The organism is Streptomyces sp. NPDC058274, from assembly GCF_042881375.1.
Taxonomy (GTDB): domain Bacteria; phylum Actinomycetota; class Actinomycetes; order Streptomycetales; family Streptomycetaceae; genus Streptomyces.
Genome location: NZ_JBHVXW010000009.1, coordinates 43,191 through 68,645, shown reverse-complemented (window position 1 = coordinate 68,645; position 25,455 = coordinate 43,191). Strand labels below are relative to the sequence as shown.

At 70.2% G+C, this 25,455-nt stretch carries 19 protein-coding genes and 2 pseudogenes; 7 read left to right on the top strand and 14 right to left on the bottom strand.

Features of this window, described 5'->3' with window-relative positions:
• Window positions 1–5: 5 nt before the first annotated feature.
• From ACFVYF_RS19680 to ACFVYF_RS19670, 3 genes are all read right to left on the bottom strand, one after another.
• Window positions 6–1,574, bottom strand: coding sequence for a phytoene desaturase family protein (locus ACFVYF_RS19680; RefSeq protein ID WP_389456908.1), 1,569 nt, complete (start codon window positions 1,572–1,574; stop codon window positions 6–8).
• A 270-nt stretch (window positions 1,575–1,844) separates the two neighbouring features.
• Window positions 1,845–4,106: a tetratricopeptide repeat protein gene (locus ACFVYF_RS19675; protein WP_389456906.1), complete on the bottom strand. Its 2,262-nt coding sequence runs from the start codon at window positions 4,104–4,106 to the stop codon at window positions 1,845–1,847.
• Window positions 4,107–4,169: 63 nt separating this feature from the next.
• Window positions 4,170–4,952 (bottom strand): oxygenase MpaB family protein, encoded by a 783-nt coding sequence (locus tag ACFVYF_RS19670; RefSeq protein WP_389457256.1) that lies wholly within the window; start codon window positions 4,950–4,952, stop codon window positions 4,170–4,172.
• A 191-nt stretch (window positions 4,953–5,143) separates the two neighbouring features.
• Between ACFVYF_RS19670 and ACFVYF_RS19665 the strand changes: the two are divergent.
• A pseudogene (locus tag ACFVYF_RS19665) lies at window positions 5,144–5,275 on the top strand (arginine--tRNA ligase); the annotation flags it as partial.
• A 41-nt stretch (window positions 5,276–5,316) separates the two neighbouring features.
• Here ACFVYF_RS19665 and ACFVYF_RS19660 read toward each other — a convergent pair.
• Window positions 5,317–5,574 (bottom strand): annotated as a pseudogene (locus tag ACFVYF_RS19660) (oxygenase MpaB family protein); the annotation flags it as partial.
• Between the two features lie 110 nt (window positions 5,575–5,684).
• On the opposite strand from ACFVYF_RS19660, the gene argS reads away from it, so the two are divergent.
• A complete protein-coding gene (gene argS / locus ACFVYF_RS19655; RefSeq protein ID WP_389456904.1) occupies window positions 5,685–7,346 on the top strand; it encodes an arginine--tRNA ligase in 1,662 nt (553 codons plus the stop codon).
• A 198-nt stretch (window positions 7,347–7,544) separates the two neighbouring features.
• Here argS and ACFVYF_RS19650 read toward each other — a convergent pair whose 3' ends face one another.
• Both ACFVYF_RS19650 and ACFVYF_RS19645 read right to left on the bottom strand, forming a co-directional pair.
• Window positions 7,545–8,723, bottom strand: a complete 1,179-nt coding sequence (locus ACFVYF_RS19650; protein ID WP_389456902.1) for a DUF3500 domain-containing protein — start codon at window positions 8,721–8,723, stop codon at window positions 7,545–7,547.
• Complete coding sequence (locus ACFVYF_RS19645; protein WP_389456900.1) at window positions 8,713–9,816, bottom strand: zinc-binding dehydrogenase; 1,104 nt, start codon at window positions 9,814–9,816, stop codon at window positions 8,713–8,715. The genes ACFVYF_RS19650 and ACFVYF_RS19645 overlap by 11 nt, the downstream gene beginning before the upstream one ends.
• A 257-nt stretch (window positions 9,817–10,073) precedes the next feature.
• Here ACFVYF_RS19645 and ACFVYF_RS19640 point away from each other — a divergent pair, with 257 nt between their 5' ends.
• The 3 genes from ACFVYF_RS19640 to ACFVYF_RS19630 are packed head-to-tail and all read left to right on the top strand — an operon-like array spanning window position 10,074 to window position 12,776.
• A complete protein-coding gene (locus ACFVYF_RS19640; protein ID WP_389456899.1) occupies window positions 10,074–10,859 on the top strand; it encodes an SDR family oxidoreductase in 786 nt (261 codons plus the stop codon).
• A 33-nt stretch (window positions 10,860–10,892) separates the two neighbouring features.
• Window positions 10,893–11,828: a dihydrodipicolinate synthase family protein gene (locus tag ACFVYF_RS19635; RefSeq protein WP_389456897.1), complete on the top strand. Its 936-nt coding sequence runs from the start codon at window positions 10,893–10,895 to the stop codon at window positions 11,826–11,828.
• Between the two features lie 42 nt (window positions 11,829–11,870).
• Window positions 11,871–12,776, top strand: a complete 906-nt coding sequence (locus ACFVYF_RS19630) for a LysR family transcriptional regulator (RefSeq protein ID WP_389456895.1) — start codon at window positions 11,871–11,873, stop codon at window positions 12,774–12,776.
• A 102-nt stretch (window positions 12,777–12,878) separates the two neighbouring features.
• Here ACFVYF_RS19630 and ACFVYF_RS19625 read toward each other — a convergent pair whose 3' ends face one another.
• Window positions 12,879–13,811, bottom strand: coding sequence for a lipocalin family protein (locus ACFVYF_RS19625; RefSeq protein WP_389456893.1), 933 nt, complete (start codon window positions 13,809–13,811; stop codon window positions 12,879–12,881).
• Between the two features lie 392 nt (window positions 13,812–14,203).
• Here ACFVYF_RS19625 and ACFVYF_RS19620 point away from each other — a divergent pair, with 392 nt between their 5' ends.
• Complete coding sequence (locus tag ACFVYF_RS19620) at window positions 14,204–14,974, top strand: TetR/AcrR family transcriptional regulator (protein ID WP_389456892.1); 771 nt, start codon at window positions 14,204–14,206, stop codon at window positions 14,972–14,974.
• A 189-nt stretch (window positions 14,975–15,163) separates the two neighbouring features.
• On the opposite strand, the gene ACFVYF_RS19615 is transcribed toward ACFVYF_RS19620, so the two are convergent.
• From ACFVYF_RS19615 to ACFVYF_RS19595, 5 genes are read right to left on the bottom strand one after another with little or no spacing between them, the layout of a single operon-like run.
• Window positions 15,164–16,939, bottom strand: a complete 1,776-nt coding sequence (locus tag ACFVYF_RS19615) for an AMP-dependent synthetase/ligase (protein ID WP_389456890.1) — start codon at window positions 16,937–16,939, stop codon at window positions 15,164–15,166.
• 31 nt (window positions 16,940–16,970) lie between these two features.
• Window positions 16,971–17,864 carry an alpha/beta fold hydrolase gene (locus ACFVYF_RS19610; protein WP_389456888.1) on the bottom strand — a complete coding sequence of 298 codons (894 nt, stop codon included), beginning with the start codon at window positions 17,862–17,864 and terminating at the stop codon, window positions 16,971–16,973.
• A gap of 32 nt (window positions 17,865–17,896) precedes the next feature.
• Window positions 17,897–18,736, bottom strand: coding sequence for an alpha/beta fold hydrolase (locus ACFVYF_RS19605; RefSeq protein WP_389456886.1), 840 nt, complete (start codon window positions 18,734–18,736; stop codon window positions 17,897–17,899).
• A 2-nt stretch (window positions 18,737–18,738) separates the two neighbouring features.
• Window positions 18,739–19,887 carry an FAD-dependent monooxygenase gene (locus tag ACFVYF_RS19600; RefSeq protein WP_389456884.1) on the bottom strand — a complete coding sequence of 383 codons (1,149 nt, stop codon included), beginning with the start codon at window positions 19,885–19,887 and terminating at the stop codon, window positions 18,739–18,741.
• A complete protein-coding gene (locus ACFVYF_RS19595; RefSeq protein ID WP_389456883.1) occupies window positions 19,871–20,935 on the bottom strand; it encodes a zinc-binding dehydrogenase in 1,065 nt (354 codons plus the stop codon). The genes ACFVYF_RS19600 and ACFVYF_RS19595 overlap by 17 nt, the downstream gene beginning before the upstream one ends.
• 78 nt (window positions 20,936–21,013) lie before the next feature.
• Between ACFVYF_RS19595 and ACFVYF_RS19590 the strand changes: the two genes are divergently transcribed.
• Window positions 21,014–21,739, top strand: a complete 726-nt coding sequence (locus ACFVYF_RS19590) for a TetR/AcrR family transcriptional regulator (protein ID WP_389456881.1) — start codon at window positions 21,014–21,016, stop codon at window positions 21,737–21,739.
• Window positions 21,740–21,908: 169 nt separating this feature from the next.
• Here the strand turns inward: ACFVYF_RS19590 and ACFVYF_RS19585 are convergent, their stop codons facing one another.
• Both ACFVYF_RS19585 and ACFVYF_RS19580 read right to left on the bottom strand, forming a co-directional pair.
• Window positions 21,909–24,074, bottom strand: coding sequence for a 3-hydroxyacyl-CoA dehydrogenase NAD-binding domain-containing protein (locus ACFVYF_RS19585; protein WP_389456879.1), 2,166 nt, complete (start codon window positions 24,072–24,074; stop codon window positions 21,909–21,911).
• Window positions 24,075–24,156: 82 nt separating this feature from the next.
• On the bottom strand, window positions 24,157–25,374 hold the full coding sequence (locus ACFVYF_RS19580; RefSeq protein ID WP_389456877.1) for an acetyl-CoA C-acetyltransferase: 1,218 nt from the start codon (window positions 25,372–25,374) through the stop codon (window positions 24,157–24,159).
• Window positions 25,375–25,455: the final 81 nt, after the last annotated feature.

The following is a 25,455-nucleotide window of genomic DNA, read 5'->3' as shown; positions in this document are numbered from 1 at the left end:
CGACACTACGCGCCGTGCTCCTCCTGCTCTTCGAGGACGGCCATCGCCGCGTTGTGCCCCGGCACCCCGCTGACTCCGCCGCCCCGCACCGCACCGGCCCCGCACAGCAGGACGTTGGCGTGCCGGGTCTCCACGCCCCAGCGTCCGGTGCCGTCCTGGGCGTAGGGGAAGGCGAGGTCGCGGTGGAAGATGTTGCCGCCCGGCAGCCGCAGATCGCGTTCCAGGTCGAGCGGGGTCTTGGCCTCGATGCACGGCCGGCCCTCGGCGTCGGTCGCCAGACAGTCCGCGAGCGGCTCGGCGAGATGCGCGTCCAGCTGCGCCAGGGTGGACTTCAGCAGTTCGTCGCGTACGGCGTCGTGGTCGCGGGCGAAGAGCCGGGCGGGCGTATGGACACCGAACAGCGTCAGGGTCTGGTAGCCCTCGTCGACCAGGTCCGGGCCGAGGATCGTCGGGTCGGTCAGCGAGTGGCAGTAGATCTCGGAGGGCGGCGCGGCGGGCAGCGAGCCGGACGCGGCCTGTGCGTGGGCCTGGCCCAACTGCTCGTATCCCTCGGCGATGTGGAAGGTCCCGGCGAACGCCTCGCGCGGGTCCACGGAGGTGTCGCGCAGCCTCGGCAGCCGCTTGAGCAGCATGTTCACCTTGAGCTGGGCCCCCTCGGCGGGGGCCGGGGGCTCGTCGCCGACCAGCCTGGCGAGCTCCTGCGGCGAGGCGTTCACGAGGACGTGCCGGGCCGCGACCACGCCCTCGCCGTCCGCGCCGCGGTAGGTCACCTCGGCGGCCCGGCCGTCCGTGTCGATGCGCACCACCTCCTGACCGGTGGCGAGCACGGCCCCGGCGTTGCGGGCCGCGGTGGCGATCGCGTCGGTGAGGGCGCCCATGCCGCCGACCGGGACGTCCCAGGCGCCGGTGCCGCCGCCGATGACGTGGTAGAGGAAGCAGCGGTTCTGCCGCAGCGAGGGATCGTGGGCGTCCGCGAACGTGCCGATCAGGGCATCGGTGAGGACGACGCCGCGTACCAGGTCGTCGGCGAAGTACTCCTCGATGGCGGCGCCGACCGGCTCCTCGAAGAGCCTGCGCCAGGCCTCCTCGTCGTCCACCCGGCGGCGCAGTTCCTCCCGGCTGGGCAGCGGTTCGGTGAGCGTCGGGAACACCCGCTGGGCGACGCGGCCGGTCATGCCGTAGAAGCGCTGCCAGGACGCGTACTCGCGGTCGGAGCCGGTCAGCCGGGCGAACGCCTCGCGGGTGCGCCGCTCGCCGCCGCCCACGAGCAGTCCGGTGGGCCGGCCGTCGCGTTCCACCGGTGTGTACGAGGAGACGGTGCGCCCGCGGACCCGGAAGTCGAGCCCGAGGTCCCGCACGATCTTCCGGGGCAGCAGGCTGACCAGGTACGAGTAGCGCGACAGCCGGGCGTCGACCCCGGCGAACGGCCGGGTGGACACGGCGGCGCCCCCCGTGGTCCCGAGGCGTTCCAGAACCAGCACGGAACGCCCGGCCCGGGCCAGGTAGGCGGCGGCGACCAGTCCGTTGTGGCCACCGCCGACGATCACGGCGTCGTATCCCTCGTGTGCAGGCATGGTTCTTGGTAGCACGCGATGATCTAGGTCGGCCAGAGGTGCGCGGCAGGCGGCGGGCGGCCGGACGAGGCTTTCCGGCCAGGGGGTGGCCGGGGCTGCCGGACGCGCGCGGGGCCTCGCGCCGTGAGGGACCGGATGCCCTGCGGCCTCGCGTGGGGCCTCGCACCACTGGCGATCAGCGTCCGCGGGACCCCCTGGAGTGCCGCACCGCGAGCGGCCGGCCTCCGAGCCCGCGCGCCGTGAGCGACCAGTGCCCCCGGCCGCCAGCGATCAGTGACCGCCGGCCACCCGCTGCTGCCGCAACGCGGCCACTCGCCGATACAGCTCCACCGCCTCCTGGCCGCGGCCCAGCTGTTCCAGGCAGTGGGCCTCGTCGTTGCGGCTGGCGAGGGCGTCGGGGTGGTCGGCGCCGAGGACGTGTTCGCGGGCGGCGGCGACGCGCCGGTACTCGGTGAGGGCGTCGGCCCAGCGCCCCAGCCAGCCGAGGCCCACAGCGACCTCGCGACGGCTCACCAGCGTGTCCGGATGGTCGGGACCGAGGACCCGTTCGCGGATCGCGCACACGTCACGGGACTCGGCGAGCGCCTCCTCCCAGCGGCTCATCCGGCCCAGGTTCACGCCGAGTCCGTGGCGGGCGCGCAGCGTCTCGGGGTGGGCCGGGCCGTGCACGCGGGTGCGGTCGTCGATCAGCTCGCGGTAGAGCTCCAGGGCCTGCGCGCTGCGGCCGAGGCGGCCGAGGCTGATGCCGACCTCGTAGCGGGCGGCGAGCGTGTCGGGGTGGTCGGGGCCCAGCGCCTCGGCGCGTGCCTGCGCCACCTCCCGGTAGGCCTCCAGCGCCTCCGGCCAGCGCCCCAACTGACCGAGGGCGTACGCCACTTCGTACCGCGTGACCAGGGTGTCGGGGTGGGCCGGGCCGAGCACGCGGGCGCGCGCGGCGGCCACCTCGCACGCCATCCGGTACGAGTCCTCCAGGCGCCCGAGCCGGCTCAGGTTGAAGGCCAGGTTGTGCCGGCAGCGCAGGGTGTCCGGATGGTCGGGGCCCATCACCTGCTGCCGGGCCGCGAGTACGGACGAATACACCTGGTGCGCGTCGAAGTGGCGGCCCAACTGGCCCAGTACGAAGCCCATTTCCTGGCGGGCGGCCAGGGTGTCGGGGTGGTCGGCGCCGAGCAACCGTCCTCTGGCCTCGGCGACGTGCGCGTACTCGCGCAGCGCGTCGGCAGGGCGGCCGGTGCGGCTCAGCGTGAAGCCGACCTCGTACCGGCTGGCGAGGGTGTCGGGGTGGTCGGGTCCGAGGGCGTGCTCGCGCTCGGCGGCCACGGCGCGGTGCACCTCGCCCGCCTCCGTCCAGCGGCCGAGCCGCCCAAGACTCAGGCCCGCGTTGTGCCGTCCGGTCAGGGCGGTGACCAACTCCGGTGACGCGGTGGGCCGTTCAGTGGGCGGCGGCTCCTGGACGCGGCCCGTTTCCGGGCGGACGATCCAGTCGCCGGTGAGCCCGGCCGCGGCGTCCGGCGGGGTGTCGCGCAGCTCCGCGCCGGTCGCCTTGTGGCCGGTGGTCATCCCGCGCGTCCAGGACGGCAGCCGGGACTCACGCGAGGACACCGCCTCCGGGCGGGCACCGGTCCCGGGTGCGGGCGGCCGCCGGAGGGACGCCGACACCACGGTCGGGACATAGCCGGGCGCGGCGCGTCCGGCGCTGATCCGGCGGCCCACCTCCCGTGCGTCGTCCGGGCGCTGTTCCGGCTCTTTGGCGAGGAGATCCAGGATGATCCGCTCGAAGTACCCGGGCAGTTCCGACCGGTGGCTGCGCGGCGGCTCGGGAGGCGTGTCGCGGTGGCTGACGAGGACCGCCCACGCGTCGTCGAGGTCGAACGGCGGTGCCCCGGTGGCGATCTCGTAGAGCACGCACCCGAACGAGTAGAGGTCACTGCGCTGGTCCACCGGGGCGCCGCTGATCTGTTCGGGAGACATGTAGTGCGGGGTGCCCATCGCGATGCCGGTGCCGGTCAGACGTGCGGTGAAGCCGATGTCGTGGCCCAGCCGGGCGATGCCGAAGTCGCAGATCTTCACCGTGCCGTCGGTGAGCCGCATGATGTTGGCGGGCTTCAAGTCGCGGTGCACGATGCCCTGTTGATGGGTGTAGGCGAGGGCCGAGGCCACCTGGTCGGCGATGTCGAGGACGTCGGCGACCGGCAGCGGATGGTGTCGGTTCTCCTCCAGGAGCTGGCTGAGATTGCGCCCTTCCAGCAGTTCCATGACGAGATACAGCACGCCGTCGGACTCGCCGAAGTCGTGGACGACCGTCACGCCCCGGTGCTGGAGGGCGGCGGCCACCCGGGCCTCGCGGCGAAACCGCTCCCGCAGGATCCGCGTGAAGGACTGATCGTGGTGCGGGCCGAGGGGCTTGAGGCACTTCACCGCGACCCGGCGGCCCAGTGACTCGTCGCGCGCCCGCCACACCTCGCCCATCCCGCCCCGCCCGATCAGATCGAGCAGCCGGTACCGGCCCTGGATCAGCCTGGTGTCCGCCATCTCGTGCGATCGCCCCCGTATCGCTCGGCCCCGCGCCCTCCCCGGCACGTCCAGTATGGCGAGCTATCCGCCGACTTTGTACGGTGCAGGGCGGGAGCCGGGGCCGAGCCGTGACATGGCGCGGAGAATGTGTTTCGGCGGCAGTTGCCAGCGCAGACGTGCGGGAACGCAGCGCAGCACGGTGCCGGTCGCACGCAGGCGCCGGGTCGCCGTGGCAGGCGGTGGGGCCGGTCTGCCGTACAACGCCAGGGCGTACGGCGGCAGCGCGGCGTACGCCAGATGCGCCACGCGCCGCCACAGCACCGCACGCGCCGGGACGAGCAGTGGATGCGTCGGCGGGCGGAGCAGGAAGTCGTCCACCTCCCGTGCCTCGGGCCCCGCGGCCAGTTCGGGCCGCACCTTCTCGAAGTACGCGGCCAGTCCGGCCCGGTCCGCCGGTACGTCGGCCGGGTCGAGGCCCACCAGCCGGGCGCCCGCGCGTTGCTCGCCGATGTAACGGTCGGCCTGCGCGTCCGTGAGCCGGAAGCCGGAGCGGCGCAGGACGTCCAGATACGAGTCGATCTCGGCGCAGTGCACCCACAGCAGCAGCTCGGGCTCGTCGACGCCGTACCGCTGCCCCGTGTCCGGGTCCGTCGCCGACAGCTTCGTGTGGATCTTCCGCACCCGGGCGCCCGCCCGCTCGGCCGCCTCCGTGGTGCCGTACGTCGTCGTCCCCACGAAGTTCGCGGTGCGCATCAGCCGTCCCCAGGCGTCGCGCCGGAAGTCGGAGTTCTGCATGACTCCGCGCACCGCCCGCGGATGCAGCGCCTGCAGATACAGCGCGCGGACCCCGGCGACCCACATCATGGGGTCGCCGTGCAGCTGCCAGGTCACCGACGCGGGCGTGAAGAGCCCCGGATCGGCCGGCCAGGTGCGTTCCGTGTCCACCTGGCCAGTGTGACCACGTCGCACGCCCGCCTTCAAGGCGTGCACGGGACGCGTTCCCGCCGTGCGAAAAGGGTTTCTCGCGCCGGGCGGCGGACTTATAGCCTCACTGCGTGAACCCAGCAGATCTCACCGCCCTCATCTCCGACAGCGTGCGTGACGCGGTCGCCTCCGGACGCATCGTCGCGGAGGTGCCTGCCGGCATTCGTGTCGAGAGGCCCCGCCTGCGCAGCCACGGCGACTACGCGACCAATGTCGCGCTGGTCCTGGCCAGGTCCGCTGGTCTGCCGGCCCGCTCGGCCGCCTCCGTGGTGCCGTACGTCGTCGTCCCCACGAAGTTCGCGGTGCGCATCAGCCGTCCCCAGGCGTCGCGCCGGAAGTCGGAGTTCTGCATGACTCCGCGCACCGCCCGCGGATGCAGCGCCTGCAGATACAGCGCGCGGATCCCGGCGACCCACATCATGGGGTCGCCGTGCAGCTGCCAGGTCACCGACGCGGGCGTGAAGAGCCCCGGATCGGCCGGCCAGGTGCGTTCCGTGTCCACCTGGCCAGTGTGACCACGTCGCACGGCCGCCTTCAAGGCGTGCACGGGACGCGTTCCCGCCGTGCGAAAAGGGTTTCCCGCGCCGGGCGGCGGACTTATAGCCTCGCCGGGTGAACCCAGCAGATCTCACCGCCCTCATCTCCGACAGCGTGCGTGACGCGGTCGCCTCCGGACGCATCGTCGCGGAGGTGCCTGCCGGCATTCGTGTCGAGAGGCCCCGCCTGCGCAGCCACGGCGACTACGCGACCAATGTCGCGCTGGTGCTGGCCAGGTCCGCTGGTCTGCCGGCCCGCGAGGTCGCGGAGCTGCTGGTGCCGATGGTGAGCGCCGCCGCGGGGATCCGGAAGGTGGAGGTCGCGGGCCCTGGCTTTCTCAACATCACCCTCGACAGCGCCGCGAAGGGCAGCGTGGCGCGGGACATCGTCGTCGCCGACACCGCGTACGGCCGGACGCGGCAGCTCGACGGCCTCCGGCTCAACCTGGAGTTCGTCTCCGCCAATCCGACCGGGCCGGTGCACATCGGCGGTGCCCGGTGGGCGGTCGTCGGCGACGCGCTGGCCCGGCTCCTCGACGCCGCGGGCGCGCAGGTGACGCGTGAGTACTACTTCAACGACGCCGGAGTGCAGATCGACCGCTTCGCCCGGTCCCTGCTGGCGGCGGCGACGGACACCCCGGTGCCCGAGGACGGATACAGCGGCGCTTACATCCAGGAGATCACCGCGGAGGTCCTGAAGGGGCATCCCGAGGTGCTGGAGCTGCCGGAGTCCGCCGCCCTGGACATCCTCCGGACAGCCGGGACCACCCTCATGTTCGACGAGATCAAGGGTGCGCTCGCCGAGTTCGGGACCCACTTCGACGTCTTCTTCAACGAGAAGGACCTCCACGACAACGGCGATCTGGACACGGCCCTCGCCCGGCTGCGCGACGGCGGTCACGTCTTCGAGGCCGAGGGTGCTGTGTGGCTGCGCACCACGGACTTCGGTGACGACAAGGACCGGGTCCTGGTGAAGAGCGACGGCACCTGGACGTACTTCACGGCGGACTGCGCGTACTACCTCAACAAGAGGTCGCGCGGCTTCGAGCGGGTCGTCATCATGCTGGGGGCCGATCACGCGGGCTACGTCGGCCGGATGAGGGCCATGGCGGCCTGCTTCGGCGACGACCCGGATGCCACCCTGGAGATCCTGATCGGCCAGCTGGTGAACCTGGTCAAGGACGGCCGGCCCGTGCGGATGAGCAAGCGGGCGGGGACGGTGGTCACGCTGGACGACCTGGTCGAGGCGGTCGGCGTCGACGCGGCGCGGTACGCGCTGGCGCGGGCGAGCGTGGACTCGATGATCGACCTCGACATCGACCTGCTGACCAAGCAGTCGAACGAGAATCCCGTCTTCTATGTGCAGTACGCACATGCGCGGCTCTGCGCGGTCCAGCGGAAGGCCGAGGCGACCGGGGCGAGCCGGGGCGGCCCTGAGGACTTCGAGCCGTCGCTGCTGGAGCACGAGCGGGAGGCCGATCTCCTCAGCACGCTGGGCGAGTTCCCGGAGGTCGTCGCCACCGCCGCCGCCTTGCGCGAACCGCACCGGGTGGCGCACTACCTGGAGCAGCTGGCGGGCACCTACCACCGGTTCTACGACAGCTGCCGCGTCCTGCCCCGGGACGGCGAGGACCCCAACTCCCTTACCCGGGCCCGGCTGTGGCTGACGGACGCCAGCCGGGTGGTCCTGCGCAACGGCCTGCATCTGCTGGGGGTGGGGGCGCCCGAGCGGATGTGACGGGACCGGGCGGGCCGTGGACAGCGGCCGCTCGACGGCGACTTGAGAGGACGCCCCTGGTCGGGGGCGTCCCGCCCGGCCAGGTCTCCAGTGGGCCGTCCGTGACCGATGCTCGGCCACGTCTCCAGTGGGCCGTCCGTGACCGATGCTCGGCCACGTCTCCAGTGGGCCGTCCGTAACCGGTGCTCGGCCAGGTCCCTAGTGGGCCGTCCGTGACCGGTGCTCGGCCAGCACGTCGAGCCCGAAGTCCGCGGTCGGGTCCCGCCATACGGAGTGCGCGTGATTGGCGTTCCGCTGGGTGTTGTCGTACTCGATCAGCACCTGGGGGCCCTGCACCCGGTAGTAGTGCGGCCTGCCGGCGTCCGTCGCGCCCGCCCAGCCGAAGTGCACCTCGTCGAGTACCGACTCGGCCGCGTAGTGCACCTCGTACGCGTCGGCGAGGCCCTGCGGAGCCCGGCCGGTGTACAGCGCGAGGAGCTGCCGCAGCCGCGCACGCTGGCAGGCATCCATGTCCCGGGCGCTGAGGCCCTTCGGCGGGACGGAGATCGACACGGCGGCATGATCCCCTGGGGTGTACTCGCTCCCCTCCTCCGCGCGCCGGTCGATGTCGTCGACGAGTTCCTCCAGCGCCGGGTCGGCGAACCGTCCGCGCCACAGGTCCTGCATGTGCATCATGGTGTCGCCGTCGGAGACGGTCGGCCTGTTGCCCGACACGATGTCGGACACGGCTCTCTCATGGAGCAGCGCTCGCTGTCGTTGCCCGGGGCCGAGCGATGAGACCAGTTGCCGGGCGACCTGCTCCAGTCCGTGCAGGGGGCGCAGTGCTCCGCCCAGGAGGACGGTCTCTGCCGGGTCGGCGCCCACGAAGCACGGCGTGGTCGAGACGACTCTGCCGGCGACGACCAGGTTGTTCAGGGAGATGTGGTGCCCGCCGAATCGCCATGCCCAGGCTGAGTCCCCGGGCCTGCCGAAGATCCTGAGCCAGTACAGTCCCGGATCGCGGCCGCGCTCCCGGCCCCAGTGGACCCGCCAGCCTTCGACCTGGTCGAGGATGTTCTCGAGGCCCATCACCGTCGCGACCGTGGCGAAGCCCGCCGCCGACAAGCCGGACGCCACCACCTGCATGGCGAGGCTCTGCTGCTGGGGCGTCTGGTCCCGGATGGCCAGCCCGCCGTGATCGGTCGGTGTGTAGAACCATTTCAGGCGCTCGGCCTCCGCTCCGGGCAGCAGCGGGGAGCCGAACTGTGCGACGGCTGTCTGCCGCGGCGTCAGCGAGTCCAGCCACGCCGTTGCCGCGGCGGCCATGGCGGCGGCCACCACTTGGCGCTCCGGGGCCGCGGCGCCGGGCACCGGCCGCGCTCGGCTCTCAGCCGGCACGGAACTGCTCCGCGTCCTCGGACACGTCCAGCATCACCTTGATGGCATTGCCTCTGCGCTCCGCGTACGTGTCAAAGGCCTCACCGACGTCCTCGAGACCGAAATGGTGAGTCACCAGTTCGGAGGTGCGCAGCCGTCCGCGGCCCGCCAGTGAAACCGCTCGCGCCACCGAGCCGGCTCCCTCGCCGCGGACGGTCCCGATCGAAATGCCGTTCATCACCGCGTGGTTGAGGTCGGCTTCGACCGGCCGGTCGAAGAACCCGACGAGCACGACCTTTCCGGAGCGCTTGGCCATGCGCAGAGCGTCGTCCACAGCGCTCGGGGCCCCCGAGCATTCCAGGACGATGTCGGCGCCCTGCCCGCCTGTTGCCTGCCGGACGGCCGCGACGGCGTCTTCCGCACGGGAGTTGACCGTCAGGTCGGCCCCGAATTTCCTGCCGATCTCCAGCCGGCCCTCCCGGGTGCCGGTCAGGGCGACCAGCTCGGCTCCGAGTTCGCGGGCGACCTGCACCGCCAGCAGTCCGATGGGACCCGGCCCGATCACTGCGACGCTCGCGCCGACGATCAGCGACCCGAGCACATCGAGAGCGTGCATGACGGTGCCGACCGTGGTGAGTACGACTGCTGCGTCGAAGCCGACGGAGTCCGGAAGCCGGTACAGCGTGGACACATGGTTGAGGGCGTACTCGGCGAAGCCTCCGTCGACCGTCATCCCCTGCACCCGGTGGCCCTTGCGCCGGTCGCCGTAGTTGAGGCAGTCCGTGTACGCCCCGGCCAGGCAGTTGGCACATCGCATGCAGCCCCGGTGCGCCTCCGTGACCACTCGGTCGCCGACCCGGAACTCATCGACGGCACTCCCGACGGCCGCCACCACGCCCGCGTACTCGTGGCCGGGGACGAACTGGCGGGAGGCGGGCCCGCCGTCGCCGAAGAACCGGTGGCTGCGGATCTTGAGGTCGGTTCCGCACAGCGATGCCCTGCGGACGTGGACGAGCACGTCCTCCGGCCCGACCCGGGGCAGGGGCAGCCTCCTGGTGGCGATGACCCCCGGCTCACCCAGAACCGCGGCCAGCATGGTTTCCGGCAAGGACATACCGTGGCTCCCTTCGTGCCCGGCGGGCATCACCCCGAGTCTTGGCAACAAGGGCAGGCGCGTCCAAGTGGATTCACTGCCGACTCGCATAGGGGCGGCCTATGCGAGGCGTCGCCGCCCCTCGCACGTCGTATAGGCAGGCCCTATCGGTGATGCGGAACATCCTTACTGGCCACGGGATGGGCGATGTGCCACTGTCACCGGAGAGTTACCGGCCGAATGGCTGGGGACCGGTTCACTGTTTGAGGAGCAGGGCTGTGGATCTAGGGATTGCCGGCAGGACCGCACTGGTGCTGGGCGGAGGGGGCGGCATCGGCGGGGCGATTGCTCAGGTCCTCGCCGAAGAAGGCGTCAAGGTGGCGGTCGCGGACATCAATCCCGAAGCGGCCAAGAAGCGCGCCGAATCCATCGTGAAGGCGGGCGGGCAGGCAGTGCCCCTGGAATGGGACATCGGGGAATTCGGCGTAATCGAGGGCAACTTGAGGGTGATCGAGGAATTCCTCGGCCCCGTGGACATCCTCGTGAACAATACGGGCGGGCCGCCCCCTTCACCCGTTCTCGGCCAGGATCTCCGTACCTGGCTCAGCCACTTCCAGTCCATGACCCTCTCGGTCATCGCCATCACCGACAGCGTCATGCCGGGTATGCGGAGGCGGGGCTGGGGGCGCGTCATCACCAGCACCAGCTCCGGTGTCATCGCACCCATCCCCAACCTGGGCCTGTCGAACGCCCTGCGCGCCAGTCTCCTCGGCTGGTCCAAGACGTTGGCCCGTGAGGTCGCGGCGGACGGGGTGACGTGCAATGTCGTCGCGCCGGGAAGAATCGGGACACAGCGGACCGAGTTTCTCGACCGGACCAAGGCCGAGCGTGAGAAAAAAACCGTCGAGCAGGTCTCGGCCGAGAGCCTCGCGGCGATTCCGGCGGGCCGCTACGGCAACCCGCGTGAGTACGCCGCCATGGTCGCCTTTCTGGCAAGCGCCCCGGCCGCGTACATCACCGGATCGGTGGTGCGGGTCGATGGTGGCCTCATCGCCAGCCTTTGATCCCCCGTACGCCGCTATCAGGGAGCGCAGACCATGGTGTTGCTGACCCGCGAGACCAAAGGCGTTTTCGCCATCGCGCCGACCCCTTTCGACGCTGACGGCAGTGTCGACTTCACCTCGCTGGGCAGGCTGGTGGACTTCTATGAGTCGACCGGTGTCACCGGGCTGACGCTGCTCGGTCAAATGGGCGAGGCGCCCAAACTGACCCATGGCGAAGCAGTGCGGACAGTGAACTACGTGCTGAAAAGAACCGGGCTCCCGGTCGTTGTCGGGGTATCGGCACCCGGATTCGCGGCCATGGGCGCCCTCACCTCGGACGTCATGGCAGCCGGCGCGGCCGGCGTCATGATCGCCCCGCCCAACACACTCCGAACCGACGATCACATCGTGGCGTACTACCAGGGGGCCGCGGAGGAGATCGGCACGGATGTCCCTCTGGTCATCCAGGACTATCCGCTGTCCTTCTCCGTCGTCATGAACCCCTCGGTCATCGCACGGATCGCCCGGGACACACCGGGGTGCGTGATGCTCAAGCACGAGGACTGGCCCGGCCTGGAGAAGATCAGCACGCTCCGGCGCCTCGAAGGTGCGGGCGACATGCCGCGCCTCTCGATCCTGTGCGGCAACGGCGGACTGTTCCTGGACTTCGAGACCGAGCGCGGCGCGGACGGTGCCATGACCGGCTACTGCTTCCCGGAGATGCTCGTGGAAGTGGTCCGGCGCGCGGCGGCGGGAGACCGCGATGCCGCACACGACCTCTTCGACGCGCACCTGCCGCTGCTGCGCTACGAACAGCAGGCGGGCATCGGCCTGGCGGTGCGCAAGTACGTCATGAAGCGGCGTGGACTGCTCGCGTCCGACCGCCAACGCAGCCCGGCAGGCGTCCTGTCGGCCGCGGCCCGGGCCGAGGTGGACTATCTGCTGTCCCGTCTGACACGCAGTGATGCCGGCGTTTCCTTGACGGTGTAACGGGCGGTCCGTGGCCGCAGGGTGATCAGGTAGCTTGATCGGATGCAGCTACGCCAGCTGGAATACTTCCTCGCCATCTGGGAGAGCGGGTCGTTCAGCGCAGCCGCCACCAGGCTCTACCTCACCCAGCCGTCGCTGTCGCAGCAGATCCGCATTCTGGAGAAGGAGCTGGGCGCCGAACTGCTCGAACGCGGGCGCCACGGCGTGACGCTGACTCCTGCGGGCCGGGCCTTCCTGCCCCGGGCACAGCGCGTGGTGCAGGCCGCTCAGGATGCCAAGGACTCGGTGCGCCAGGTGATCGAAGGCCGTGAGGGCGACGTACATGTGCTCACGGTGCGGTCGGTGGCCTCGGGCGTACTGCCCCCGTCGGCCGCACGGTGGCACACCCTGTTCCCGACGACGGTCCTGCGCCTGCACGACTTCTCGCACCGCCGTGATCTCGAAGAGGCCGTCCGAGGTGGGCAGGGTGACATCGCCGTCGGGCCGCGGCCGTCGGCCTGGGAAGGGCCGGCCGTCTCGCTCGGGCACGAGGAGATGGTGGTGGTCGGACCGAACGCGTACGAAGTGGGCACGGCCGCGGACCCCTCGGAGCTCGCGTCGGCCGACTGGGTGCTCTACGAGCCCGAGCAGGGCATGAGCGAGGTCGTCGACTGGCTCGCCGGCCGCCTCGGCTTCGTGCCTCGCGCGGTGGCTCGCACCGGCCAGGTTTCCGCCGCTCTGCAGTTCGCCATCGAGGGCATCGGCATGGCCGTGGCTCCGGAGAACGCGGTGCCCGACGCCTGGTCGAAGCACGCGCGGAGGATCGGACCCGGTGTCTTCCGCGAACTCGTCGCCTTCAGCCGCCAGCAGCCGTCCCAACTGGCGGAGCAGTACCGGGACATGCTCACCTCGACGGACCTTCCGCTGACCGCCGGGGCGGACCTGCCGCCGGACGCGCTCTGCTGCTGAGACGCGTACTGGTCCGCACTGCCGACGGGACACCCGCTCCACAGAGCGACCGGGAGAGCGGCATTCCGCTCCCCCGGTCAGGACGGCTCCGGTACTTCTCGGTCAGGACGGGACCGGCGGGTTGATCTCGGTGTATCCGACGCCGCTCACGGGCGAGCCGCTGACGGTTCCGCGGACACTGACCGAGCCTTCCCAGTAGACGCGGCCCACGCTGGAAAGATCGAGCTCCTGGTCGACCAGGTTCGGTGTGACGGTCAACTGGCCGCCGGGCACGTTGACCTTCCAGCCCGAGCCGTAGGTGATCCCTGTCCTCGGGCTGGTCCATGAGCCCGTGGCCGTCTCGCTCAGCTGCGAGGGACTCAGGTTCGTGGTCCGGCCGAGCTTGTCGACCAGGGTTCCGAGGGTCTCGACGATCACCCCGTTCTTGTCGCGGATGAAGTACAGCATGTACTGCTTCCCATTGGTGAGCTGGACGCTGAACCAGTCCCACCCGGCACCGGTGGAGAAGTCGAACGCACCCCACTGGTGGTCGGACCACGACACCCCGGTGACCTTCACCGGAACCCCGTGGTCGATGACCGTCCCGGTGGCGCCCAGGGACGTCCACGAGTAGTACTTCGAGGTGCCCAGCGGCCCGTACGGGATGGTGCCGTGGTCGCCGTGCAACGTGACCGGCTTCGTGGACTGGAGCTGAAGATCCAGCTGGTACTCGGGAAGTGCCGCGTGCAGCTTCGCCTTGCCCGATGCGCCGCTCATCGTCCAGGCGCCGGTGTGCAGCGCGTATTCGTTGGGCGTGTCAGGAACGGGATACGAGTCCAGCGCGGCGTCGTACTGGAAGGTGCCCCTGGTGAGATCGGTGATGGCGAAGTGGCCGACGTACAGGGGCGCAGGTCCTTGGTCGAGAAGCTGGAACGTCACCTGCTCGAATCCGTAGCAGTGCTGGTGGCCCTGCGCGTCCACACCCGAGAGATGTCCGACGAAGTACCACCATTCGTCCGGGTCGTGGTGCGGTGCCTCGTCCTGAGGAATCCGCACTCCGTCTCTGAGGGCCTGCCCGGCCGCGGACGATGCCGCCGAGGCGCTGGGGGCCGGTGCGCCGGCGCAGGCATCGGCAGCTGCCGCTGCAGTGCCTTCCGTGTGAGCCGCAGTGGCACCGACCGGCCCGGCGCCGGCGCCCAGCAGGAACAGCGCGGCGACGGCAGGGATCAATAGACATGGTCTGGCGAGACGAGCACGTAGCCCCATGATGGCCAACTCTCCGATCTCGGATACGTAGCTCCCATGGCGGGAACAGCGTTACCACGACCGTATTGGCGTGCCCACGACAGGGTCAATACCCAGGAATTAACCGGTAGGAGTTGGCAGTTGAAACCCGGGGGCAACAACGACGCTCCCTCGCGCGTCCCCGGGGTGGGTACATTGTTCCGGTGACAGGGACACATGCGGATGAGACGGCCAATGACGAGCAGGGCCTGAGGGCGCCGGGCTCGCCTGCGTGGTGGGCCGCCCGCCAGGGCAGGGAGGAACCGGTCAGAAGACCCCCCATCACGCTGTCCGGTATCGTCGCCGGCGCGCTCGATCTGATCGACCGCGAGGGGCTGGCCGCACTGAGCATGCGGAATCTGGCCGCCGAACTGCAGACGGGCACCACGACGCTCTACCGGCACGTCGCCGGCAAGGACGAGGTACTGGTGCTGGTCGCCGACGCGGTCCTCGGTGAAGCCCAGCTCGGCCGTTCCGCGGAAGGCCTCGGTTGGCGTGAGGTCGTCGAGGAGCTGGCACGGTCCATGCGCACCGTGCTGAGCGCCCACCCGAACGTCGCGACCCTGTTCGCCACCGCTGTCCCGGTCGGCCCGAATTCGCTGCGCAGCAGGGAGCTGGCCCTCGGCCTGCTGCGCGAGCGCGGCTTCGAGCCGACCCTGGCGGCCGACGTCTACACCGCCCTGGCCCACCAGGTGTTCGCCTCGGTCATGCAGGAGTCCATGGACGACTTCCGTACGGGAGGCCTGGGTGCGTCGAAGAAACTCTCGCTGAGCGATTTCTATCGCTCCCTGCCGGCCGAGCAGTTCCCGCAACTGGTGGAGCTGGCCGATGCGCTCACGTCCCGGACGGCCGCGGAGGAGTTCGAATTCTGGCTGGAGTGCCTGCTCGACGGCGTGGAACTGAAGCTGCGGCGGGACACCGGACGCGAGAGCTGATCGCCGCCTCGGGAGGCTGGTCGTCCATCAGGCATCAGGAGGCTCCGAGGTAGAGGCGCCCGGCTTCGGGGCTGTTCGAGCAGTTCGCCGGCCGGTTCTCGTCATACGGTGCCCGTAGCCGAGTAGCCGACTTCGTCGGACGCGGACGAGGCACGGCGCGTCGAGCACGTCGGTGCTGACCAGTGCCGGCTACTCCGCCGCCGCGTACAGCCCGTCGATCTCGTCCGCGTATCTGGTGGTGATGGAGCGGCGCTTGAGCTTCAGGGTGGGGGTCAGTACGTCACTGCCCGGTTCCCAGACGTGGGGCAGGATCGTCCACGAGCGGACGTGCTCGACCCGGGAGAGACGGGCATTGGCGGCGTCAACTCCCTGCTGTACGGCGGCTTTCACGGCGGGGGACGCGACGAGGGCGGCAAGAGAGGTGTCGGTCAGGCCCTGCTGAGCGGCGAAGGCCACAGCGGCTTCCATGTCGAGGGTGAACAGCGCGCTGACATGGGGACGGCGGTCACCGATGGCGACGGCGGTGGCGATGAGGGGGCAGGCGGTCTGCAGCGCGTTCTCGATGTTGGCGGGCGACATGTTCTTGCCCGAGGCGTTGATGATCAGCTCTTTCTTGCGGTCGACGATGGTCACATAGCCATCCGCGTCGACGCGTCCCACGTCCCCGGTGTGGATCCAGCCGTCGCAGTCGATGGTCTCGGCGGTCCTGGCGGGATCGCCGCGGTACCCCTTCATCAGCGCGGCGCTGCGCACCAGGAGTTCACCGTCGTCGGCCACCCGGATCTCGGTGCCCGGCACGGGGGTTCCGACGGTGCCCAGACGCACCCTGTCCGCGACGTTGAGAGTGGTGACACCCGTGGTCTCGGACATGCCCCACGCCTCGGTCATCGGCAGACCGAGGGCGAGCAGGAAGAGCATCGCGTCCTGATCCAGCGGGGCGGCACCGGTGACGGTGGAGCGGGCCTGGTCCAGGCCGATCTGCCGACGGATCCTGGCCAGTACGAGCCGGTCCGCGAACCGTTCCAGGAACCGGGCCAGGGGCGGGCGCCCACGTCCTTCGGCGCAGGCCCGCGCCCTGGCCGTGCCGGTCCGCACCGCCCAGCGGGCGAGCGCGCCCTTGAGCCCCGACTGCTGCTCCAGACCGGCCTGGATCGACCCCATGATCCGGTACCAGAGCATCGGCACGCCCACGAAGTCGGTCGGGCGTACCTGGACGAGGACCTCGAGCAGCCGCTTGGGCTGACTGAGCGTGATCGTGCTGGAGTGGAACGCCATGGGTGAGTAGTGGGCCGTGAACCGGTTGACGATGTGCGCGTCCGGCAGATAGGAGACGACACGGCCGCCGGAGGTGTCGCCGAGGACCCGCGGCACCTGGTCCAGCACATAGGTGAGGTTGGCGTGGGTGAGTTCAACACCCTTGGGCGGACCGGTCGTTCCCGAGGTGTAGATCAGGGTGAGGACATCGTCGGGCGCCACACGGTTCCAGGCGTCACGGAAGTCGAAGTCGTCGCTTCCCGAGGCCTCCAGGTCGGCCAGCGACAGGACCATGTCCTCGTCGCTCTCCGCGTCGACACACACGATCATGTCGACGGCCGACCCCTTGGCGGCCGTGCGCAGCGTCGTCAGGAACTGCTCCTCGCACACGACGAGGTTGTTTCCGGCATTGGCGAAGAGGTGGGCGATCTGTTCCGGGCTGCTGGTGTTGTAGATCGAGTACGGGATGGCGCCCAGGTGCATGACCGCGGCGTCGACGATGTGGAACTCGGGCCGGTTGGTCAGCATCAGCCCGACCGTGTGGCCCCGCTCCACACCACGGGCGACCAGACCACGCGCCACGCTTTCAACGCGTTCCCCGTACTCACGCCAGGTGAGCGTCGTGCTGTTGTCGGCGTCCCGCAGCGCCACCTCGTCCCCGTGCCGCGAGATGGTCTGCTGCATGAGCGTGCACAGCGTTACGTTCTCCATGCTGTTGCTCCGTCGCGTTCGCGTCATGGGGTCAGGGGCGGTCGAGTCCTGCGAAGAAGTCGGTCATCTCGGCGACGGTCTTCTCCGGGTACTCGAAGGGCACCATGTGCCCGCAGTCGGCGAACACCTGGCACAGCTGTGGGTTCAACAGGCCCTTGACCTCCGGCAGTTTGGAGATCGGGGTGACCTGGTCCTGCTCGCCCCACAGCAGCAGGGTGGGTACGCCGAGCTTCCCCGCCCGCCGGTAGGCGTCCTGCTGCTGGTGGAAGTCGTAGTCGCCCAGCGTGGCGAGGAGGGCGTACATCGAGCCCTCGCAGCGGTAGGTGTCGCAGACCATGTCGGTGAGGGCCCGGACCTGCTCGGGCGTGCGGACGTTGTGGGACAGGTGCGCGCGCAGCAGGAGTTGGCCCAGGTGCTTGCCGAGGAACGGCCCGACGCGGGGGGCCGTGGCCAGCCGGATGGGCGGGGCGTCCCCCTCGGTGAGCCCCGCCGGGCCCAGCAGGGTCAGGGACTTCGTCTGCTGGTGGGTGCGCTCCAGCAGCCCCAGTGCGTTGAGCGCCCCCATGGAGGAGCCGACGGTGTGCCAGGACTGCGGTACGTCGAGGGCTTCGACCAGGTCGTGTGCCTGGCGCACGAACAGTTCGCGGTCGTACGGTCCTGCGACGCGGTCCGAATAGCCACGGCCGTACGCGCTGTAGGTCAGGGTGCGCAGCCCGCGGCGGTGCAGATGCTCCGCGACGCCGTCCCAGTAGAAGAGCGGGACGGTGAGTCCCCCCAGCAGGAAGACCAGTTCGCCGTCCTCAGGCCCGGTGAGTTCGTAGTGCGTGGTGCCGGCGGACAGCTCGATGTAACTGCCCCGGAGCCGGCTGCGGGTGTCGGGGTTCAAGGGGAGGTTCTCGCCCCGGGCGCGGTAGTACGTGGGCATGGCGGAGACTCGTTTCTGGGAGTCGGCGGGGCTCATTCCTGGGGGGCTGCGGCAGGAAGCCCCAGATGTGCGCGGATGGCTTCGGCGACCTCGGCCGGAGCCTCTTCGGGCATCAGGTGGCCGATGCCGGCGAGGACCACTTCGTAGCTGCCGGGGATGTCCCGCCGGAAGTGCTGCCCGTCGATCAGATCGCCGCGCAGGACGAGCGTGGGGGCGGTGATCTCGGCGATCCGGGCGGAGCGGTCGGGCTGGTCGGTGTTGGCGAAGTCGATGAAGGCGGACCGGTTGCCCGGCCGGTTCATCATGGCGGTGACCCGGTCGACGAGGGCCTGGTCGACCTGCATACGGGGACCGACCGAGCCCCGCAGATTCTGTTCGGCGGCACCGCTGGGTGCCCAACGGCGAAGCAGCGGGCGCAGCACGGGATTCCGGGCCATCCGCAGCGCCTGGGGCAGGGACTTCTCGGGATACCCGGTGGCGTTCATGAGAATCAGCCGCTGTACCCGCTGTGGGTGCTCGACAGCGAGATTCCACGCGATGTTGCCGCCCAGCGAGTTGCCGGCCACGTTCACCTTGTCGAGCCCGAGACCGGCGAGGAACTCGTCCACGAAGGACACGTAGGCCTCGATGCGGTAGTCCCGATCGGGGCGGGGGCCGGTCAGGCCGAAGCCCGGCAGATCGAGGCGGATGACCTCGCAGTCGGTCTTGAGGTCCTCGACCATGGGGTCGAAGGCGTGCAGCGAGGATCCGCTGCCGTGCAGCAGCAGAAGGGGTGGGCCGCCGCCTTCTCGCTTGAAGTGCACCCGCACCCCGTTGACCCAGGTGAAACGGGATTCCTCGTCGGCATAGGCATCGGTATGGGGCTCGGACATGGTCATGTGTGGGCTCCGTCGAACATGCGCATCACCGAGGTGCGCTCGACTCGGTCAGGAAGGTTGCGCAGCACCGCGTCCCGTGCGGTGCCGAGCGGCCCTGAGGGCACAGAGGCGATCTGATTCATCCGGACGGCCTGACGCTGGATCCACTGGACCCGTGCCCGCCGTTCCTTCTCGAACTCCCGGAACGCGGCGGCAACGGATGCGGCCCCGTCCAGGCGACGGGCCAGAGCCGCGGCATCCTCGATGGCCTGCCCGGCTCCCTGCCCGAGGTTGGGCAGCATGGGGTGGGAGGCGTCTCCCAGAAGGGTCACGGCACCGGAGCCACCGCGCCACGGCCGGTGCCGCAGCTCGACCTCGATGGTCTCCTGGGGCTCCGTGGCGGCCAGCAACTCCCTTACCGGGGCGGGGAATTTGCGGTAGAGCCGCTGGTAGAACGTGAGCCGGTCGCCCGGGTCCGGCACTGGACGAGGCGGCGTGGGGATCAGGGCGAACCAGGAGCTGCGTCCCTCCGGCAGCGGAATGATCCCGAACTGCAGGCGGTAGCCCCACCATTCGCGTACCTCGTCGAGCGGCTCCGTCTCCGCCTTGGTGACCCCGCGCAGACAGTTCGTGCCGGAGTGGATGGCCGGCCGGTCGCCGTGCAGACGCGCACGTATCCGCGAGTCGATGCCGTCCGCGCCCACCAGCCCGCGCCCCTCCAGTCGCCGGCCCGAGCGCAGATACACCGCCACTCCCCCGGCGTCCGTCTCGAACCCGATCACGGGATCGCCCGTGACCAGGCACTCGTCATCGAGCCGCGAGAGCAGGACCTCGTGCACATCGGCGCGGTGGATGCCCAGCGCGGAGGCTCCGACGGTGCCGTCGACGTCCTCGGCCCTCACCTCCGTGAGGACCTTGCCGTCGACCGACATGATCGAGGTGTGGGCGATACGCCGGCCCCGCTCGGACATGTGGCGCCCGAGGTTCAGCTCGCTCAGCACCTGCATGGTGTTGTTCTGCAGGAGGATGCTCGTGTTGACGGCCACCGGCCGGGGCGCGGCCTCGATGATCGTGCAGGGGATTCCGCGGCGCTGGAGGGCGACGGCGGCGGTCAGGCCACCGACGCCCGCTCCCGCGATCAGTATGTGCTCAGGCGATGTCGACAATGACCTTCCCCTTAGAACGGCCGCGCTCCACGTACTCGTGAGCCGCGGCGATGTCGGCCAGCGGATAGGTCTGGTCGATGACGGCCCGCACCTTGCCTTCGGCGGCCAGCCGGGCGAGCAACTCCAGTGCGGCCCGGTCGGGGCTGAAGAGGGTCCAGGCGTAGCGTCTGCGCTGCAGCGCCTGGCGCAGCCGTCGGCCGATCAGCGTCGCGGCGGCCTGGACGCCACCGACGAGCAGGCCCTTCTCGTCGACGAGCGGCATCAGGGGGTGCACGATCGTGCCGTAGCCCGTTCCCGGGCCGCGCCGCAGGATGGAGAGCATCTTCCGCTCCTCGGCCTGGTCGGCCAGGCAGATGGCGAAGTCGAAGTCGCTCAGCTCCTCGGCGAAGTCCTGCGTCCGGTAGTTGATCACCTCGTCGGCACCGAGGCCCTTGCACAGGTCGATGCCCGCGGGCCCGGCCGTGGTGGCGACGTACGCGCCGAGTGCCTTGCAGATCTGCACGGTGACCACGCCCGTACCACCGGAGCCGCCCTGCAGGAAGACGCGTTTGCCGGCAGCCTGGTCGGCCCGCAGCCCTGCGCCCTTCAGCGCGGCCCACGCCGAGAGGAAGGCATAGGGGAGCGCGGCCGCCTCGCGGTAGGAGAGCGCTGCGGGCTTGGCCACGAGGTCGTCGGCGTTGACGACGCAGTATCCGGAGGTCGTCCCCTGGGGTGAGGGCCGCTGAGCGCCGAAAACGGCGTCGCCGACCTTCAGGGTGGTGACTTCCGGGCCGGTGGCCACGACCTCCCCGGCGACGTCATTACCCAGCGTGAGGGGGAACCCACTGAGGCCGCGGAGCTTCATGAGCTTCTGGCCGTAGCCGCCCCGCCTGCGGCAGTCGATCGGGTTGACCGAGGTGGCGTGCTGCCGGACCAGGACTTCGCCCTTGCCAGGGGTGGGGACCGGCGCGTCGTCTACCACCTCGAAGACGTCCCGGGCCGCGCCGTAACGGCTGATCCGTGCAGCCTGCATGTGACTCGGGGTCGTGGGTGTGGTGCTGGAGGTCATAACGGATACGCTAGCACCGAAAAGCTTTTTATGGCTACGCGGACTCCGCAATTCTGGTGTCCGGGGAGGTGAAGATTCATGGCTGCGGAAACAACCGCTGCCCCGGGGAGTCCTGCCTGGTGGGCGAGCCGTCCGCCGGCTCCCGCGCCCCGGCGCGGGCGGCCGCCGGTGGACGTGGGCAAGATCATCGACATGGCGCTGAAGCTCATCGACGAGGTGGGTGTCCAAGCCCTGACCCTGCGGATGCTGGCCGACGCGCTGGGGTCCGGTACGGCGACGCTGTACCGGCACTTCGCCGGCAAGGACGAGCTCCTTGCCCATGTGGTGGACCGGATAGTCGGCGAGGTGCAGCCGGCCCCGCAGGACATGAAGGACCTGTCGTGGCGAGAGGCCGCCGCGGTGGGGGCCGAGACGTTCTACGACACGTTGTGCAGGCATCCCAACGCCCTTCCTCTGCTGGTGTCTCAGGTTCCGGTCGGTCCGAACGGACTGGTGAACCGGGAGCGGGTCATCGGACTTCTCCTCGGCTTCGGCTTCCCGGTCGATCTGGCGGCCCGGGCCTTCACCGCGATCGGCCACTACGTGGTCGGATTCGCCATCCAGCAACACGGCCCGGGAGCGGCCCGCCCCGAGGACCAGACCCAGCTGTACGACTACTACCGGTCCCTCGATCCGGCCGCGTACCCCGCCACGACGGCCGCGGCAGCGGACCTGACCGGGGTCCCGCTGCGCGAGGAGTTCCGGTTCGGGCTCGGCCTCCTGCTCGACGGCCTGGAACGCGCCAGGGAGGCGCGCGGCGACTGACGGCCGAGGATCGGGTACGGCGACCTGGCGGCCGGTGTCGCCGGGGCCGGCCGGAGCGGGCCGGGGCCGAGGGGGCCGACCGAGCCGCCGGCTCGGGTGCACCGGGGTGGCGCGAGCGGGAGCGAGGCGGTCGCCGCTCATCCCCCGCTCTCCGCCCGGCCGCCAGGACTCAGGCGTACGTGTCCCCCGTCCCGGCCTTCTCGACGAGTGAGGCCGGCGGGACAAAGCGCTCACCGTAACGGTCCGCGAGTTGGCGCGCCCGGGCGACGAAGCCGGCGAGGCCGCCCTCGTACTGGTTGATGTACTGAATGACACCGCCGGTCCAGCCCGGGAATCCGATCCCGAAGATCGACCCGATGTTCGCCTCGGGCACGGAGCGCAGTACGCCCTCGTCGAAGCAGCGGACCGTGTCGATGGCCTCGGCGAAGAGCATCCGCTCCTTCATGTCCTCGAAGGGGATCTCGTGGCCCGGCTTGGTGAAGTGCTCGGTCAGGCCGGGCCACAGGCCGGTTCGCCTGCCGTCCTCGTACGCGTAGAAGCCGGCTCCGCTGGAGCGGCCCTTGCGGTCGAAGTCGTCGATCAGCCGGTCGATGACCGCTTCGCTGCCGTGAGTGGCCCACGTGCCGCCTTCGGCCACGACGGCGTCGGCGGTCTCCTGGCGGATCTTGCGCGGCAGGGTCAGGGTCAGTTCGTCCATCAGCTGCAGGGCCGGGGCCGGATAGCCGGCCTGGAGCGCGGCCTGCTCGATGGAGGCGGGGTGGATGCCCTCGCCGACCATGGCCACGGCCTCGTCCAGGAACTTGCCGATCACCCGGCTGGTGAAGAAGCCGCGGCTGTCGTTGACGACGATCGGCGTCTTGTTGATCTGCCGGGCGACGTCCAGGGCCCGGGCCAGCGCGGCGTCGGAGGTCCTCTCGCCGACGACGATCTCCAGCAGGGGCATCTTGTCGACCGGGGAGAAGAAGTGCAGACCGATGAAGTTCTCCTGGTCCTTCACCCCTTCGGCGAGCTGGGTGATGGGCAGGGTGGAGGTGTTGGAGCCGAGCAGGGCTCCGGGCTCGATGACGTCCTCGATCTCCTGGAACACCTTCTTCTTCAACTCGGGACTCTCGAAGACCGCTTCGATGACCAGATCGCAGCCGCGCAGATCCTCGGGCTGCGCGCTCGGCCTGATCCGCCCGAGCACCTCGTCGGCCTGCTCGCGGGTCGTCCTCCCGCGGCTGACGGCCTTGTCGAACAGGGCGGCCGAGTAGGCCTTGCCCTTCTCCGCCGCCTCGATGGAGACGTCCTTGAGGACCACCTCCATGCCGCCTCGGGCGCAGACATAGGCGATACCCGCGCCCATCATTCCGGCGCCGAGCACGCCGACCTTCGTCGCCCGCCAGGTGTCGTGGCCGGCGGGCCGGCTGCCGCCGTTGTCGATGTGCTGGAGGTCGAAGAAGAAGGCCTGGGTCATGTTCTTCGAGATCTGCCCGGTGACCAACTGGACGAAGTAGCGGCTCTCGATGAGGAAGGCGGTCTCCAGGTCGACCTGGGCGCCTTCGACCGCCGCCGCCATGATGCTGCGCGGTGCCGGATAGTCGGCACCCTTCAGCTGCTTGCGCAGGTTCGCGGGGAAGGCCGGGAGGTTGGCGGCGAACTTCGGGCTCGCCGGAGTACCGCCGGGGATCCGGTAGCCCTTGGTGTCCCAGGGCTGGACGGCGTCGGGGTGTTCGGCGATCCAGGCCTTGGCGCGGGCGATCAACTCCTCGCGGGTGTCGACGACTTCGTGCAGCAGCCCGAGGTCCAGGGCTTTCCGCACCTTGTGCCGCTGCCCTTGGAGCAGCACGTTGAGCAGCGCGTCGGTGATGCCGAGCAACCGTACGGTGCGGACGACTCCGCCCGCGCCGGGCAGCAGGCCGAGGCTGACCTCGGGCAGGCCGATCTGCGAGCCCTTGGCGTCCAGGGCGATGCGGTGGTGGCAGGAGAGGGCGATCTCCAGGCCGCCGCCGAGCGCGGCCCCGTTGATGGCGGCGACGACGGGCCGGCCGAGGGTCTCCAGCCGGCGGAGCAGGGACTTGATGTGGGTGGAGAAGGCCAGCGAGTCCGCCGCGTCCTCGGGACCTGCCTTGATGAGCTCGGTCAGGTCGCCGCCCGCGAAGAAGGTCTTCTTCGCCGAGGTGATCACCACACCGGTGAGGGAGTCCTTCTCGCTCTCGAGGCGGTCCACGACCCTGACCAGGTCGACGAGGAACGCCCGGTTCATCGTGTTGGCCGACTGCCCGGGGGCGTCCATCGTGAGGACGACGACGCCGTCCGCGTCCTGTTCCCAGTGGAAGTGGTTCTGGTTGGTCATTGCTGATGTCTCTCGTCTCGTCGGTCGCGGGTCACGCCGCGACGGGCGCTGCTGTCCAGTCGTATCGAGGGGCCGGAAGCACTCAGAGGCGCTCGATGACGGTGGCGATGCCCATGCCGCCGCCGACGCACAAGGTGCACAGTCCGTAGCGCTGCCCGCGCCGCTCCAGTTCGTCGACCACGGTGCCGACGAGCATCGCGCCGGTCGCGCCCAGCGGGTGGCCGAGGGCGATGGCTCCGCCGTTGACGTTGATCTTGTCCAGGGAGACGCCCATGTCCTTGGCGAAGCGCAGCACCACCGCGGCGAAGGCCTCGTTGACCTCGATCAGGTCGATGTCGTCGATGGTCAGACCGGCCTTGGCCAGCGCCTTGCGGGTGGCGGGCACGGGACCGGTCAGCATGATCGTCGGGTCGGAGCCGGACAGGGCCGTCGACACGATGCGCGCCCGGGGCGTGAGTCCTGCTGCGCTGCCCGCCTGTTCGCTGCCGATGAGGACCAGCGCCGCGCCGTCGACGATGCCGGAGGAGTTGCCGGCGTGGTGCACGTGATCGATCTTCTCCACCCAGTGGTACTTCTGCAGCGCCACCGCGTTGAAGCCGCCGGCCTCGCCCATCCCCGCGAACGACGGATTCAGCGCGGCGAGACCCTCCAGCGTGGTGTCGGGGCGCAGGAATTCGTCCCGGTCGAGGACCGTCAGGCCGTTCACGTCCCGCACCGGCACGACCGAGTCCTTGAAACGCCCCTCCGCCTGCGCCGCCGCGGCCCGCTCCTGCGAGCGCAGCGCGTATCGGTCGACGTCCTCCCGGGAGAAGCCCTCGATGGTGGCGATCAGGTCGGCGCTGACGCCCTGGGGGACGAAGTAGGTGTCGTACGAGGTCGCCGGGTCCAGCGGCCAGGCGCCGCCGTCGGAACCGAGGGGGACCCGGGACATGGACTCGACGCCACCGGCGAGCACCAGGTCCTCGGAGCCCGAACGCACCTTCTGCGCGGCGAGGTTCACGGCCTCCAGACCGGAGGCGCAGAACCGGTTGACCTGCAGGCCCGCCGTGGTGTCGGGCAGACCCGCCGCCAGCGCGGCCGTCTTGGCGATGTCGCAGCCCTGGTCGCCCACGGGGCTGACGACACCCAGGACGATGTCCTCGATCAACTCCGGGTCCAGGGCGGGGTTGCGCCGGCGAATCTCGTCGATGAGCCCCACGACCAGCGAGATGGGTTTGATCCCGTGCAGAGAGCCGGTCTTCCTGCCCCGGCCCCGGGGCGTGCGGATCGCGTCGTAAACGAAGGCTTCAGTAGTAGTCAAGGAAGAGGGTCCTCTCTCAACGGGCAGGCCCGTTCACGGCCTCCGGCCCGCCCTTGCGCCAGGCCTCAGCGACCTGTCCTC